This is a genomic window from Microbacterium shimangi (genome assembly GCF_043556445.1).
GTDB lineage: Bacteria > Actinomycetota > Actinomycetes > Actinomycetales > Microbacteriaceae > Microbacterium.
Genome location: NZ_JBIGII010000004.1, coordinates 909,009 through 923,095 on the forward strand (window position 1 = coordinate 909,009; position 14,087 = coordinate 923,095).

Consider the following 14,087-nt stretch of genomic DNA (forward strand, 5'->3'; position numbering starts at 1 on the left):
CCGCGCCTCTATCCCGTGCGCCCGCCTCCCGCACCGGGCGGCCCGCTCACCGTCACCCCCTTACCCGTCACTCCGTAGCAGCGCGAACCGGCGCGGCGGCTTCGAACGCAGGCGTTCCGGCTCCCGCACCTCCCCCGTCACGGGGTCGGGCGGTCGGTGCAACCAGTACGAATCGTCGCCCGTGACGGCATCGCGCTCGCGCACGATCCGCCACCCGAGGTTGTGGCAGCGCAGGTGACAGTTGCGGCAGAGAGGAACCCCGTCATCCACATCGGTCTTGCCGTGATGCTCCCACCAATGATCGATGTGGTGGTACTCGCACCACGATGGTGGCGCCGTGCACGAAGGCCCGATGCATCCGCCCTCCCGTACCGCGATGGCCGTTCGCTGTTTCGCGGAGAAGAACCGCTGCTCGCGTCCGACATTGAGCGGGCGACCGTGTTCATCGAGCGAGACAGCAACCGATCCCGCGTCGCACAGATACTTCTCGATCACCCCACCCGGAAGCGCCTGCCCACCGTCTTCGACATGGCCGACACCGTCCACCCGAATCTCACCACGCTCGTCGGCACGCGAGATGGCCGGCGCCTCGACCACGATGCGCACACCCGGCTGGCGGTCACCGAAGGCCTGCCCGGGGTCGACCGCCGCACCGGAGCGCAGTACCGCCATCAGGGTGTCGTACTGCAGCTGTTCGTTCGAGCGTTCGTCGGCCGCAGCATCCGCCGTCTTCTCTTTCGCACCCTCGCCCACGAAACGCGGACCCCGCCGCGGACGCAACGCCGCATTCATGATCGCGTGCACCCACGCCGCGGCGTCGTCGTCGAAGGCGATGCGCGCGTGATGCTGGCCGGCCTCATCTATCCACGCGCGAAACGACCGCGCCGCGAAGCGCTCTTCGAAACGCAGCGTCACGCCGACGGGGTCGAGCCGATCGCGGGCGATCCGCGCGGCGGCACGCAACTCCTCTACCGGCACGGTGCGGGCTTCGTCGAGCAGCATCTCGACCGCTTTCGCCCACGCCTGCGGCAGGAACTCGGGATCGAGCTCGGGGTGGCGCTCCACCGGCGGAGCGCCCAGACCGGTGCGAATAGCGCGGTACTGCGGCGAAGCCAGAGCCCCCTCAGCGAGGGCGTCGCCCAGCATCCGTTCCCACGTGGGCACAGCAGCATCCTGAACCGAAGAAGAATCGTCGTTCATCGCCGCCAGCTCCTCACCCGTCTGCATCGCGCGGGTGACGTCGGCCTTCGACTGGCCGGTGATGTTCTGCACGAGCGAGCCGACGTTGCGGTGCCCCTTGCGCTGGGCGAGCCCGTCGTAGCCCCGCTCGCGTTGCGACCGACGTGCGGCCTCGGCCGCCAAGGTCGCGAGCACCAAATCAGCCGCGTTGCGCACCTCCGCGATATCACCCATGGCACGAAGCAGCACCTCTTCGTCGACCGCGCCCACGTCGGCTCCGCCGATCGCCGCAGCCACCCGCGCCGAGGCGACGGTGAGCCGCTCGGTGGTCGAAGTGGCGATCTGCGTCATAGAACAAAGATACTAAGGACCTCCGACATTGCCCCGGACGGGCTCCCCGCCGCGAGACGGACGAACGCTGAGGCTTAGCCCGGCGCACGTACCTTTGGTCCTGCCGGTCCGACCTGGTGAGATGACCGACCCTCCATCCAGGCCAACCCGGAGGACGGACCCCCGCGCCCGTCGCGACTCGTTCATTCCGAGGATCTCTCGACTCGGTATGGTGCGCCCATGAACAGCAGTCGCCAGCGCGGACGAGATTTCCGTTCGTCGCTGCGGTCGACGGCGATCTACGTCTCGGGACTCATCCTGTCGCTCGTCGCGGCGTGGGCTATCAGCGCCCACTACGACCGGCTCTTGATTCTTCCGGCCGTGGCGGTCTGGCTGCCGTTTCTCACCACGGGCCTGCGCTCACCGGCGCGCACGAGCTTTGCCCCGCGCAACACACTCGCGAGCGACCTCATCATGGCGGCGTCGGGTGTGCTGCTCAGCGTTGGCGTGGTCGTTCTCTCGGCGTACGTCAACGCCGGTGAGCGTATGCCGACTCCGATCGAGGGCACGGTAGGCGGCGCGATGGTGCTCGCCGGAGCGACATTGCTCGTCAGGATGCTGTTCTTCACGCCTCCGCGCGTCGAGGGCGACCGGTCGTAGGCAGGTTCCCCGGGCTGAAGGGTCTCTGCAACCTCGGCCGGAGGCGACGGATGCTGCGACGCAACCCCGCGCCTCGCGCCAGTCGAACACGCCCCCACATGCCACAGTGAACCCGTGAAACTGTATTCGGACTTCCACCTGCACCGAACGCGCCAGATCATGGCAGACGTCATCTCGCTCATTTTCATCGCGGGATGGATCTGGCTCGGCGCGACGATCCACGGACTCCTCTCGGAGCTCGCGAGCTACGGCCAGCAGATGGAAGACGCGGGAGCAGGATTCCGCGAAGCGATGACCGAGGCGGGCGACGCCCTGGGCGGCGTGCCGCTCATCGGGTCGGGTATCCGCTCCCCCTTCGACGGCGCGAGCGGCGCGGGCAGCGTGCTCGAAGACGCCGGTCAGGGCCAGCAAGACCTCGTCGAGCAACTGGCGGTGACGGTCGGGGTATCCGTTGCCGTCCTGCCCGTGCTGATGATCCTGGCGCTCTGGCTCGTCCCCCGCATCCGCTTCGCCCGCCGCGCCGGCCGCGCGAAAGCACTGGTGCGCGCCGGAGCCGGCATCGACCTGCTCGCCCTCCGGGCCCTCACCAACCAGAAGCTCACGACCATCGCGAAGGTGGACGCCGACGCGATGGGCGCCTGGCGCCGCAGCGACGACACCGTCATGCGCCGGCTGGCGGCGATCGAGTTGGAGTCGTCGGGGGTGCGGCTGCGGGCCTAAGGGCGACACGACCCCGGGCGTGTCCGATCACCCGTCGACCCCTAACGCCCCGGGTAGCATGGCGCCACACGTCGCATTTCGGGGGGAATCGTGGCACGACGCATCACCGCCTTCGGGGCAACAGTCGTTGCGCTCGCGCTAACCGGGTGCGCAACTGGCGGAACCCCTACGACCGTCGAGATGCCCGCGCCGTCGACCTCAGCGACCGTTCCCGACGACATGATGATGCGCTCCCCCGACGTGGGGTTCGAGTGCGGTGGGATCAGTGCCCTGAACGGCATCGCGTTCCGCTCGCAGTGGGAGTACGAAAACGGCGTCATCGACGCTGCCGCCTTCGAGTCGCGGCAAGCGGCCCTCGCCGACGCCTGGAACTACATGCTGGTCGGGCAGACGCAGGTCGCTCCCGCCATCCGCGAGGCTCAACAAGCGGTGAGGGATGCTGCGAGCCTGAGCACCCCCGAAGCTCAGGCCGCGATAGGAGCTCTGACAGCAGCGTGCGACGAGGCGGGCTCGCTCGTCGGCGTCGGTGCGCTTCCCGAGATGGGCGGCTGACCGTGACGGCACCTCCGGTGCCGGTCGCCGCCGATCGACGCCCCGTACCTCGCTCGACGTGGTGGCGCCGAGCCGACGGAGTCCGCTCCCTCGTCACCATCGCGGTTGTCGCCGCGTGCATCGGCATCGGCATCCAGCTGTCGTTCCTGGCCTTCGTCATGGCGATCTTCAGCGGCCTCGTGGGGCTCGTCTTCATTCCCGTCATCCTCTTTCTCGTGAGCCTCGCCACGGTGGCCGCGGTGAGGACGATCTTCGGGCGCGGCCGCGCGCTCGGAACCCTCTCGGTCGTGGCCCTTGCCGCGGTGCTGACGGTCACGGCTGCCCTGCGCCTGAATGCCCCGCCGATCGAGTGGACCTGGCTTCCTCTCCTCGCGAACCCGATCGTCGCCATTGCCGCCATCTCGGCGGCCTCGCTGGGACTCTTCCTCCGCCCGTGGTGGATCCGCGTGATCGGCGGCGTCGCGGCGGCAGGCGCCCTGACGTTTCTCTTCGTTCCCGCCATTCAGGAGGCGTGGGAGGCGCAGCTGGCCGCGGGGGTTCAGCAGCAGGCGGATGCTGCGGAAGACCAACGCATGGCCGAGAAAGACGCCGCGTTCGAGACGTATCTCGCCGAGTCGCAGCATCCGGCCGTCCCCGATCTTCCCGGCCTCACCGTCTGGGAGGTCAATGCCGGACCCGAGTACACGATCACTTCGGTGAGCGCCCCGTCAGGTGGTTCGCTGGAGATCTGGGTCAACGCCACCGGCACGCATGAGACGAATGAGGCGTCGCCGTGCTGGCTCATGCTGCCCGACCCGGGCAAGGGCTTCAACATGGAAGAGACCCTCGACGACTACGCCTACTTCTGTGTCCGCGACGAGCGCGGCTGGTCACGCATCGACGGGACGGCCGCGGCACGCGTCTTCGACGGCAAGCTGGTGACCGTCTTGCCCAGCGGCACGAACGGGGTTCCGCCATCGCCCGACGAGATCGAGCAGGCGATCTCGGCGATCCGGTTCATGGACGACGAGGAGTTCCGCGCGGCCGCTCGCGACTCTTTCTACGCGAGCTACACCGGCTGAGCTATAACCCCTACGACGCAACGACCGACCGACTCGGCAGAGCCGCCAGCGACAGCAACGCTGTCACCGCCGATGCGCCGAGAACGATCCACATCACCGCCGACGTGCCCGATGCGCCGACGATCACGCCCGCCACGAGCGTGCCGGCGCCGACTCCGAGAGTCATGGCGCTGACGACCCAGCCGTTCGCCTCGGTGAGAGCGCCGTCGGGGCTGAGCTGCGAGATGCGTTCGAAGGCCTGACCCAGTGTCGGAGGGAGCATCAGCCCCGAGATTCCGGCGGCGACGACGTAGGCCCAGGTCGGAAGCGCTGTCACGGCGAGCGGCAGATACCCGACGGCGAGAAGGGTGCCGCACAGGGTGAGCAGGCGCTCCGGCGTGGACCCGAGCGGCCGCATACCGACGACCGTCGCGCCGATCAGGGCGCCGACGGCGTTGACGGCGAGGATCCACCCGGCGAGTCCGGCGTCGGCTCGCGCCGCCTCGGAGGCGGTCGCAACGATCGTGAGCGCTCCGACGGGAACGCCGATGCCGAAGGTGAACACGGCGAGCCGCGCGACGGCGGGGATGAGAATGGGCGATCGGATGCTGCGGCGCGCGGCGACGTCGCTGCCCCGCTTCGCCGAGGCAGCGCGTGGAGCCGGGTTGACGATGAAGGCCAGCGCACCGATCAGGCCGAGCGCTCCGGCGAACAGCAGATTGCCGATCGGACCGAAGACGGCGATACCGGCGACGGTCAGCAGCGGGCCGAGGATGAAGATGATCTCCTGGGCGCCGGCATCCAAGCTGAAGGCCGCTTTCAGCTGGGGGCCGGGGCTCACCAGCCGCGGCCACAGCGCGCGGAGCGAGGGCTCGAGCGGCGGCGTGAAGATTCCGGCGGCTGCCGCAAGGGCAACCGCCGCACCCGGCGCCGGATCGAGCGTCAACGCCATCCCGGTGAACGCGAGAAAGCTCAGGATGCCGCTCACGGTAAGAACGGCGACCTGCCCGAAGCGGTCGATGATCCGGCTGAGCAGCGGTTGGCCGACAGCGCCCGCGACGACGTAGACGGCCGTGATCAGCCCGGCGAAAGCGAAGTCCCCGCTCGTGGAACGAACGAGCTGCACAATCGCGAGAGCCGCCATCGCGCCCGGGAGTCGCCCGAGAAGGGAGGTGAACAGCAGATACCCGGTGTGCCGGGTGCGGAGCACGAAGATCACCGGGTACGACGAGCTTGTCATACAGGCCAGTCTGGGCGCACCTGCCTCGGCGCTCCGACAGCGGTACTCGCGCAGGCCTTCAACACAGGCCGTGCCAGGCGCTGACGATGAAGGATGCTGCGAAGCTCGTCGGCGTCGACTACCGCGCGGTCAAGCTCGGCATCGAGAGCGGGACCATCCCCACGGTCCAGCTCGGCCCGCGTCGAATGATCCCCCGCGTCCCGTTGTTGCGCTCCTTCGGCGTCGAAGCCTGACCGCTCACGCACAGGTTCTGCTAGGCCCGCCGCTCGGTGCGCCCGACCGGCAGAAGGTCAGTTAGCGGCCTCGGGACCGAATGTTGCCGGGGGGGGCCAACCTCAGTGGATCCATGCGTGGGCGGCTCGCCCGAGCAATGTCGTCGTGCAAATGCTCCGCGGGGATTTCATCGCCGCCGGTCACTTCGCGAACAAGCGGGGCGCGATTGCCGAGTTCGTCCGGAGTGCCGGACAGCGACATTGCCTTGACGGCAGCCTCGCAAGGCTCCAGCCCTCGGGCCGCTTGCCCGGGAGATTCGAACGCGCCTGGTCGCATCACGTCGGCGCGAGCATGTCCGCCTGCGTGACCGCTCCCTGTCGAATCTGCGACTGGGCCAAGAGGCCGCCGTCAGGATTCTCGCTCACGCCGCAAGCAGCGCATCTGCGAGCTTGGGTAGGCGCGAAATCAACTCGCGCCCAGAGGGGTGCTGGATCAAGACTCCTGCGGAGAACGCCAACGCGGCGAAGCTGATCGGGATGATCCAGTTGAAGTTCGCACCGAGGTCGGACGGTGTCTCGTTCATTAGATACTCCAATTTCATAGCTGCGGATTATTATCTCTTCGATAAGAAGAGTAAGGGAAGTAAGCGCGGACTACAACTACTCAGTAGCATGACGTCCGTGACGAAAATTTCCCTCACCGTCGTTCCTGTCGCGCTGCGGCCGTCCGACATTCAGGGCTCGCTGCCGCCCTTGTGTGTTTCGACGCTTCGGCCGGGCGGGCGCTGGCTGTCGACGATTCTGTCGGACTCGGCTGACGTGGTGGGTACTGCCCTACGGATCGTCGGCGAGGCTGTGCACTCAGAAGTGAAGTTGACGGCTTTGGAGAATGCGGGAGTGATTTATGACTCGGGAGTACCCAACCTGCTCGTCTGCATGGTGTTGCCAATCGCCGCGGTCGAGCTAAGCGAGACCACCGAGGACTGGCAAGCGTTGACGCCGTGGGTGGCAAACGATCCGACGCACAGTGGCTATCGTCGCGCCGATCCAGTACAGGCCGCCATGATCGCCTACTGGCAAGAACAGCTAGCGCGAACCACCGCGGCACTTGACTTCCTGCCGAAGTACTTCCCCGCCGCACAGGTCCGGTCGGTTTATGCGTCGGTATGGGGAGCTAACGCAAGTGAAGGAAACTTTCAGCGATGGCTCGGCTCTGCTCTGGACGCTGCTGGGGACAAGTTGTGCAACGAAGTATCTGACGACGTCGTTAGGCGGGAAAATCAGACAGAGTTCACCAAACGGTTGGCCGGAAAGGGCCTGCCTCCCACCAAAGTCGCATCGCTTTGGGACCCGAAGGTTGTCGGACTGAGCGCAAGCGTCGTTGCTCTCGCTGGAATCGCGTCACTCCCGGTTGCGACGGTAGCTGGAGCACTCACAGGAGCCGCGATCGGATGGCAAACGTCCCGGGGCTCGGGCCGACCACCGACTTGGTATCAACGCGCTCGGGCGACGCGCACCGCTCTCCGAGCAACGTATCCAGTGCGTCCCCCAGTAACCCGATGGAATTCGACTCTCATCGAGTGACTGACGTTTGCTGACACGGCAGACGTCGCCTCTCCAAGCAACAATGAACTCACTCTCCGTGCACCCCTTGAACCGCGTGCCCGGGGCGCCGCCTCTGAGAGCGCCATCGCCATGGTTGCCTTGCCGGTTGGCCGGCCAAGCGGGTCAGCGGCCTTGTATTCGCTTCCAACTTTGGAGATCCTGCGTGAGCGCGTCCTTTAGCTCCTGAAGCGCCGCAACCGCTTCAGCGTCAGCTGGCCGCCGCAGGTACCACGGGAGCGACGATCGCATCGCAAACCGGCGTCGCACGACGTTGATCTCGCCGAGCACCTCGGACCGCTGAATCCACAGGTCACGATGATGAAAGTGATCGTTCCAGGCGAGAAGAACAGCGATTGCTGCCGAGACGGTCGTCGTGGCGATGGCAATCGTCGCGCTGAACCAGTCCGTGGCCACCGGTCCTCACGGAAAAGCGCCTGCGTGCATTGCTGTTTCCGTTGCGGTTCCGTTGACGGCGCTCGGTCAAGCTTCGGTAGCCTCGAAAGGTGACTGGCTTCACGCCCGCGGGCGCTTACCTATATTTCGATGGCGACGATGTTGGCGCGGGAATTGAACTTCGGTTGCTGGAGGGGGATCTCGTTGGGGCGGCAGATCTCAGCGCTCGCGTTTCCGAGGCCATCGTTGCCCTTGCGTCAACTCTGCGGCTCGAGTTCGCGGCCGAGATCATCTTTGCAGCCGGCGATGAAGTGCTCGCCCACACGCTTGAGTCCTTGGAGACTGGCACTGTGGAGAGGCTTCGTGATTTGTTCAAGTCCCGTGCGGGCCTGACAATTTCGTGCGGAGTTGCCGACACGCCGGACGGGGCGACAGTCAACCTCCACCTTGCGAAGCTGCGAGGAAAGAATCGCGTCGAGGTTGTGCCTGTTGGCTGACCGCGTAGTCATCCTGGCATCGTCACCGAAGCCGGACGTCTACTTCAACGTGATCACCCACAACGCAAGACAGGGCGTGCGAAAGTTCGTGATCGCAGTAGTCGGAGCACCCAACGGCAACTCCGCGCAAGCGCGCATCAATCTCGAGCAGAAGTTCAACGAGTTTGTGGCCGCGCTGATGGACTCGCACTACATCGCAACCAGGGATGGCTCGGCGGCGGTGACAACCCCTTTGGCGAAGCCTTCTCCAATGAAGAGACTACTCACAGAGATTGACTGGGGATCGCTGGAGCTCACCTACCGAACGTTAGAGGAGTCAGAGCTTCGGGACTTTCTGGTCGAGCAACGACGCGCCGATGCCGCATTCGATGTCACAGCGTGCAAGAACCGAGTCTTGGCCGGCGCAGTGGCCTGGCTCGTGTCTCGCGGCGGTTCGCCGATTCACTCTTTTGAGGTCAGCAAGAGCTTGGGCTTCGCGGAGTCCGATCTCTTGCCTTACCTCAACGCATCTGACTATTCCTACCCAGATCTGTCGAGCTCGCGACTCATCCGCAGCGCCACGAGGCGTGTGAACGCAGGAACAGTCCACAAGAAGTGGTTCTGGGTCATCGCCGTGGGTGTGGCCCTGTTTGTTGGCGGGCTCACGCTATGGCTACCCGCGGAAGTTGCGACTCCCATCTTCGCCGCCACGGCCACATTTGCAACGATCATGTCGGCCGTCGGACTTGTCGTACGATACCCCGACTGACAGTTGCACAGTTATCCGGATGAACCTCAAAGCTGCTCGAAGTAGCTCCTTATCACTGCAGCCATCAGTTGCCGGCGCTCGTGAAGGAAGCTTTCGTAGTCGGCCGCGGTCACTGTTCCGATGTTGTCCGGAATCGCGTTCTCCCAGAGGTTATTCATAAGGCCATCGCGATCAATGATCTCCCCCAGGCGGAGAATTCCGGTATTGATCTGCTCGCTAACATCCGCCATATACATCGTCGGCGGACGTTTACCGATGCTTATGTTTATCGACGTCTCAGTCAGTGCAAAATTAGCTACTTGGTTGTAGTCGCCTCGGTCCGCGAAACCGTTCTCCTGCAGGTAGGCCTTCGGGACGATGTGATGAATATCGCCTGACTGCTGGTGCATCGCCGCGACGGTGATGCTTCGCGACAGGAACCCTCGAGCGTGGCTCGCGACTTGAGCTGCAAGGAACGTCTGGAAGTAGGGACTCACGGTGCTGGTGCTCTCCAAAGCGCTAGGCAGAGCCACGTTCCAGAAGCCGTCAGTCAGATCCGACTCCTCGATCTGTTGAAGGTACGCGGCGGCTCCGACCGACGCGATACGGCGCATGTCCTGTTCCCAGGTTGACTCAAAGCTGCCGGAGTGGCGGCTTGTGAGCATCGACATGACGAACCAACGACGGACAATGCGCTTCCGCTCACCCTCCGCCATCTCTCCGTCAGCTCGTAGCCGTAGGTACAGCGCGTACGCGAAATTGAGAGCGTTCCTCGAACCGATCATTCCCGCGTTGACGAATCCGGCGGATTTCACGATCATGAGGAAGTTCTCGAAGTGGTACTTCTTCACAATCTCGAGCAGAGCTGACTCCAGCCTGTCGTAGGCGAGCGGGATCCGGGACTCATCTACCTTGCGCGTCTCGGGGTCGCGACCGGACAGTTCGCTGACGATGGATGATGCCTTGCCGCGGCTAAATCCGACCAGGCCCGCGACGCGGATGATGTCGCTATAACCGGGGTCGTAGAGGTCCTCTGCCTCGTGTTGCAGCCAAGCGATCCGTTGCAGGTACGCGCTGCTGGCGAATTCCGAATCGTTCTGCTCGATGTCGGCGTAAGCATGTGGGGCAACGGCGAGATGGCAGAAGTAATCAATGAGCTTCCTGAGGTTGCGTCCCCGGTCACCATATGTGGCGATCTTGCTCATTGCGAAGTCTGCGCTGCTGAGGGGAACTCCCTTGGAGTTGATTCTGATGAAGATCTCCGAGACGGTCTCCACATCGAGATCGTCATTCAGAGAAATGATGCCAATTTGCGCGTTCTTGATCGCCTCGAGCCTTGCGATGTTCGCTTCGATCACTGCCGCGTCCGCGGTGGGGTTGGCTTCGAAGTACGACTTGACAAACCCGTAGCTAGAGCTGGCATTGAACAGTTCGCTGATGTCAGAGATCCACTCGGGATTCTTCCTGATGACCGGGGTCAGGGTCGCAAAGTCCTCCGTAACAGGATTGAAGGCGATCTTTATGCGGACCTGCTTGTATCGTTTGTCGATTACTGGGAGCCCTGCCACCGCAGCACGCAGTGCGGTAATGCGCTGCTGGCCATCAATGAGAATCTGCTGGTGCGCGGCGACGTGGCCACCCTTAAGATGAGCCCCGACCGACTGCCACGTTATGAGATAACCGACCGGGTACCCCTTATAGAGCGAGTCCATCAAGTCGCGCACCTTGACGCTGTCCCACACGAAGGGACGCTGGAGCTCCGGAATCGCGATTTGCTCTCGCTTGACGTCCTCAAGCAGTTGCGTCACCGCGGACTGGGTCACTTTGTACTTGGCCATCAGTCCACTTTCTACGCCGTTACGAGCTGCATCAGCTCGGAGTAGTTCGAGACGACGTCGTACGTCACGTCCTGGCCGCTTCTCGCGTTGAGCGCAGCGAAGAACTTGCGGGCACACTCGATCTTCGCGTTCTCGACGCCCTTGAGTTGAAGAGTCGAAAGCGAGCCCTTCGTTTCGGCAACGAAGTAGACGTGCTTGATCTTCGTATCGTCGTCGCGGAAAGCGATCGCCCAGTCGGGGTTGTAGTCACCAACCGGTGTCGGGATGAAGAAACCGCGCGGCAACTTCGAGTAGACGACCACCTCGTCGCTGACGTCGAGCTTCTCGACGAACGAGCGCTCGACTTTCGAGTCGGTCACAACGTATTCGAAGACGCTCTTTGTAAGCTTGTCCCCGGCCTTGGATAGGTCCTGCGCGGTCTGGTTCTCGGTGAAGATCGACGAGTCATAGCGGTTGTCGAGCGGGTCATAGCTGAGGTGCTCGACGACGGCGGTTGCCTTTTGCTCGTTGATGAGCCGGGCGGCCTCGGTGATGAACTGCTCGGGGTTCTGCTTGAACTTCGCAAACGTACCCGGGTGGATGCCGGTGAGGATCGCCGCGCAGGTGCGGCGGGTGAGCTGCGTCTTCTCCGCGATCTCTCCTAGAAGGTCGTACTTCACGGTCGAACCCGCTGACACCGCTGAGTGCTCGATCCTCGTTTCAGAGACTTTAAAGCCGGTGCCGGCCTCCAGCTGATCCACCTCGAGGCCCACGACTTGGTTGCCGCTCTCGACGAGGTATTGCATGACGACGACGTTGAGTGAGCTGTCGAGCACGCGGATGCAGTTGCCGATCAGCTCCTTAGAGTCGAAGTCGACCTTGTAGACGGCCTTGTGGTTGATGCGTCCCCAGAGTTCTTGGAACTCGCGTTTGTTGAAGTTGGCTTCGTTGAGAGGAATCTTCTTTGGCTTGCGCCCATCGGTTGGCTTCGGCACATCGAGGTATAGAGCGTCGACGAGTGGCCACACGAAGTCAATGACGGGTCTGAGTATCTCCGAGGTTGGGCTCGCGAGTGTTCCGTCGGCGCGCGCATCTTTGTATGCCTGCGTAACCAGACCTGACTCGTCGATGTAGTCGTTCTTGATCAAGTGGAAGAAGAGCGCCTGCGCGACCGTCTTCTCGAGCGCGCTCGTTGATCCGTCGCTCCGCGTGATCGGCTTGCCCACGAAATATTCGACGCTTGCTTTGCGTGGCCGCGCTGACAGCGACTCGATGATCTCCTTCTGGAGAGCGGTCACAAAATCGGTGTACGACTCGTCGGTGACGACGGTCAGTTCGTTGATGTCGTGGACTGTGACGGGATTATCCATCCGCTCACCGTGCTGATCCACGGAGAGTCGCAGACCACGGCCGATCTCCTGCCGCCGCGTCGTGGTGTTGTCGCTCTTCTTGAGCATCCCCATCACGAACACATTTGGGTTGTCCCAACCCTCGCGGAGCGCGGAGTGTGACCAGATGAATCGAACGGGTTCCGTAAAGGAGAGCAGCCTCTCCTTGTCCTTGAGAATCAGGTCGTAGGCGTCCACGTCGTCCGACTGACCTTCGAAGTCGCCGCGGGCGGCGATCTTTCCGTCGACAAACTGCTTGGTCTTCTTGTCGATCGAGAAGTACCCCTCGTGGGTCGAGCGCACGGGGATCGCTCGAACGTGGTCTCGATAGCGTTCAGCCGTTTCATCCAGCTCGAGTTCACAGAGGTAGTCGGCGAGCACAGCCGCGTACTCTTCCTCGAACACCCGGGCGTACTCGCCGAGGGCGTCCTCGCGTTGGTAGTCACGGTACTTCAACACCTCGTCGATGAAGAACAACGAGAGGGTCTTGATCCCCTGCGCAAACAGCTCGCGTTCCTTGCTGAGGTGTGTGCGGATGACCTCGCGTATCTGGATGCGCCGCTTCTGGTCCTCGGTCACGTCTTGGGTGACCTCGCCGGCACCGATGATGTCGCCGTTGCTCAGCTCGATGACGTCGCGGTTGGCATCCACATCCCGAATGAAGAGACCCTTGTACGCCTCGATGCCGCCGGAGATATCGTGCAGGTTTACGCCCCGACTCAGGCGTTTCACTTGCCGCTTGATGCCCTGGGCGGTCTGCACCTCTAGTTCGACTCGAGCCTTCGGGAAGTCTGCGCCTGTGCCGACCTCGAGGCCGTCCACATACAAATAGGCGCTGCTACCGGCCAGATACTTGACGGTGATGCCACGCACCGCGATCTTCTTCACCAGCTTCTGGTTGTAGGCATCGATGGCGTCGAGACGGTGGATTTTGGTGCGTTCAATCCTGTGCGTCGCGGAGTATCGCAGCGCGAAGAGGGCGTTGAATGAGGTGAGGGCCTCGAGCGACTTTGAGGGCTTCTTCGCGTCGCCTTCGATCTTCTGCGGCTCGTCGATGATGAGGATCGGCCTATTCGCGGCAATGACGTCGATGGGCTTGCGTGACTGAAAGTCGTCAAGCACTTCATAGATCCGACGGGCGTCCTTGCCAGTGGCGTTAAAGGCTTGGGCGTTGATGATCATCACCTGCACGCCCCCGTCGGACGAGAACCGTTCGATCTCGTGCAATTGCGAGGAGTTGTAGATAAACGTGCGTGGCTTGGTGCCGTAGAGCTGCTGGAAGTGCTCGGCGGTGATGTCAAACGACTTTTTCACACCCTCGCGAATGGCGATCGACGGTACGACGACGATGTACTTCGACCACCCGTACCGTTTGTGCAACTCCATGATCGTCTTGATATAGACGTAGGTCTTCCCGGTACCGGTCTCCATCTCGATGTCAAGATTGATCGGGGCTGCGGACTTCTTCACCGGGTCCCTGAGGTCCTTCGATAGCTCCAGGCCGCGCGCCTGCTGCACCCTGTGCAAGTTTGTCAGCAGGTGTGGCGCTGTCAGCGCGATCTCCGAGTTGCGAAGCCCCGCGCCCTCTACGAGCACCGGCGACATGGTCCGGCCGGGATCGATGCGATATCTAACGCCGTCGGCGTATGGCTGCCCGACGAACACATCGACCACGGCATCGACGGACTCGGTTTGATACTGCTGGACCTTGAATTGAAGCTTCATGG

Annotated in this window: 14 protein-coding genes; 8 read left to right on the forward strand and 6 right to left on the reverse strand. The window is 63.4% G+C overall.

Annotated features, from left to right (window positions below):
• Nucleotides 1-60 precede the first annotated feature (60 nt).
• A complete protein-coding gene (locus tag ACFXQA_RS11315) occupies nt 61-1,530 on the reverse strand; it encodes an HNH endonuclease signature motif containing protein (RefSeq protein ID WP_394519932.1) in 1,470 nt (489 codons plus the stop codon).
• A gap of 219 nt (nt 1,531-1,749) precedes the next feature.
• Here ACFXQA_RS11315 and ACFXQA_RS11320 point away from each other — a divergent pair, with 219 nt between their 5' ends.
• The 4 genes from ACFXQA_RS11320 (at nt 1,750) to ACFXQA_RS11335 (ending at nt 4,502) form a co-directional block, all read left to right on the forward strand.
• The gene (locus tag ACFXQA_RS11320) at nt 1,750-2,169 is read left to right on the forward strand and encodes a hypothetical protein (RefSeq protein WP_394519933.1); all 420 of its coding nucleotides are present in this window, start codon (nt 1,750-1,752) and stop codon (nt 2,167-2,169) included.
• 114 nt (nt 2,170-2,283) lie between these two features.
• Entirely contained in the window at nt 2,284-2,889 is a 606-nt protein-coding gene (locus tag ACFXQA_RS11325) for a hypothetical protein (protein WP_394519934.1), read from the forward strand.
• A 180-nt stretch (nt 2,890-3,069) separates the two neighbouring features.
• On the forward strand, nt 3,070-3,441 hold the full coding sequence (locus tag ACFXQA_RS11330; RefSeq protein WP_394519935.1) for a hypothetical protein: 372 nt from the start codon (nt 3,070-3,072) through the stop codon (nt 3,439-3,441).
• A 2-nt stretch (nt 3,442-3,443) separates the two neighbouring features.
• Nucleotides 3,444-4,502 carry a hypothetical protein gene (locus tag ACFXQA_RS11335; RefSeq protein WP_394519936.1) on the forward strand — a complete coding sequence of 353 codons (1,059 nt, stop codon included), beginning with the start codon at nt 3,444-3,446 and terminating at the stop codon, nt 4,500-4,502.
• 10 nt (nt 4,503-4,512) lie between these two features.
• Here ACFXQA_RS11335 and ACFXQA_RS11340 read toward each other — a convergent pair whose 3' ends face one another.
• Complete coding sequence (locus ACFXQA_RS11340) at nt 4,513-5,721, reverse strand: MFS transporter (RefSeq protein WP_394519937.1); 1,209 nt, start codon at nt 5,719-5,721, stop codon at nt 4,513-4,515.
• An 86-nt stretch (nt 5,722-5,807) separates the two neighbouring features.
• On the opposite strand from ACFXQA_RS11340, the gene ACFXQA_RS11345 reads away from it, so the two are divergent.
• Entirely contained in the window at nt 5,808-5,954 is a 147-nt protein-coding gene (locus ACFXQA_RS11345) for a DNA-binding protein (protein WP_394519938.1), read from the forward strand.
• A 401-nt stretch (nt 5,955-6,355) separates the two neighbouring features.
• Here ACFXQA_RS11345 and ACFXQA_RS11350 read toward each other — a convergent pair whose 3' ends face one another.
• Nucleotides 6,356-6,517 (reverse strand): hypothetical protein, encoded by a 162-nt coding sequence (locus ACFXQA_RS11350; protein WP_394519939.1) that lies wholly within the window; start codon nt 6,515-6,517, stop codon nt 6,356-6,358.
• 97 nt (nt 6,518-6,614) lie between these two features.
• Here ACFXQA_RS11350 and ACFXQA_RS11355 point away from each other — a divergent pair, with 97 nt between their 5' ends.
• On the forward strand, nt 6,615-7,517 hold the full coding sequence (locus ACFXQA_RS11355) for a hypothetical protein (RefSeq protein ID WP_394519940.1): 903 nt from the start codon (nt 6,615-6,617) through the stop codon (nt 7,515-7,517).
• A 144-nt stretch (nt 7,518-7,661) separates the two neighbouring features.
• Here ACFXQA_RS11355 and ACFXQA_RS11360 read toward each other — a convergent pair whose 3' ends face one another.
• A complete protein-coding gene (locus ACFXQA_RS11360) occupies nt 7,662-7,952 on the reverse strand; it encodes a hypothetical protein (protein WP_394519941.1) in 291 nt (96 codons plus the stop codon).
• Nucleotides 7,953-8,041: 89 nt separating this feature from the next.
• Here ACFXQA_RS11360 and ACFXQA_RS11365 point away from each other — a divergent pair, with 89 nt between their 5' ends.
• Together ACFXQA_RS11365 and ACFXQA_RS11370 are read left to right on the forward strand one after the other, a co-directional pair.
• On the forward strand, nt 8,042-8,428 hold the full coding sequence (locus ACFXQA_RS11365; protein ID WP_394519942.1) for a mCpol domain-containing protein: 387 nt from the start codon (nt 8,042-8,044) through the stop codon (nt 8,426-8,428).
• Entirely contained in the window at nt 8,421-9,176 is a 756-nt protein-coding gene (locus ACFXQA_RS11370) for a hypothetical protein (protein ID WP_394519943.1), read from the forward strand. Before ACFXQA_RS11365 ends, ACFXQA_RS11370 begins: the two co-directional genes overlap by 8 nt.
• A gap of 26 nt (nt 9,177-9,202) precedes the next feature.
• Here ACFXQA_RS11370 and ACFXQA_RS11375 read toward each other — a convergent pair whose 3' ends face one another.
• A complete protein-coding gene (locus ACFXQA_RS11375; RefSeq protein ID WP_394519944.1) occupies nt 9,203-10,993 on the reverse strand; it encodes a GmrSD restriction endonuclease domain-containing protein in 1,791 nt (596 codons plus the stop codon).
• A gap of 11 nt (nt 10,994-11,004) precedes the next feature.
• Nucleotides 11,005-14,085 carry a type III restriction-modification system endonuclease gene (locus tag ACFXQA_RS11380; protein ID WP_394519945.1) on the reverse strand — a complete coding sequence of 1,027 codons (3,081 nt, stop codon included), beginning with the start codon at nt 14,083-14,085 and terminating at the stop codon, nt 11,005-11,007.
• Between the last annotated feature and the right edge of the window lie 2 nt (nt 14,086-14,087).

What these genes read in the sequence shown, in the direction of transcription:
- ACFXQA_RS11315 (WP_394519932.1), bottom strand. Translation starts at nt 1,530, where the DNA reads ATGACGCAGATCGCCACTTCGACCACCGAGCGGCTCACCGTCGCCTCG.
- ACFXQA_RS11320 (WP_394519933.1), top strand. Translation starts at nt 1,750, where the DNA reads ATGAACAGCAGTCGCCAGCGCGGACGAGATTTCCGTTCGTCGCTGCGG.
- ACFXQA_RS11330 (WP_394519935.1), top strand. Translation starts at nt 3,070, where the DNA reads ATGCCCGCGCCGTCGACCTCAGCGACCGTTCCCGACGACATGATGATG.
- ACFXQA_RS11340 (WP_394519937.1), bottom strand. Translation starts at nt 5,721, where the DNA reads ATGACAAGCTCGTCGTACCCGGTGATCTTCGTGCTCCGCACCCGGCAC.
- ACFXQA_RS11345 (WP_394519938.1), top strand. Translation starts at nt 5,808, where the DNA reads ATGAAGGATGCTGCGAAGCTCGTCGGCGTCGACTACCGCGCGGTCAAG.
- ACFXQA_RS11350 (WP_394519939.1), bottom strand. Translation starts at nt 6,517, where the DNA reads ATGAACGAGACACCGTCCGACCTCGGTGCGAACTTCAACTGGATCATC.
- ACFXQA_RS11375 (WP_394519944.1), bottom strand. Translation starts at nt 10,993, where the DNA reads ATGGCCAAGTACAAAGTGACCCAGTCCGCGGTGACGCAACTGCTTGAG.
- ACFXQA_RS11380 (WP_394519945.1), bottom strand. Translation starts at nt 14,085, where the DNA reads ATGAAGCTTCAATTCAAGGTCCAGCAGTATCAAACCGAGTCCGTCGAT.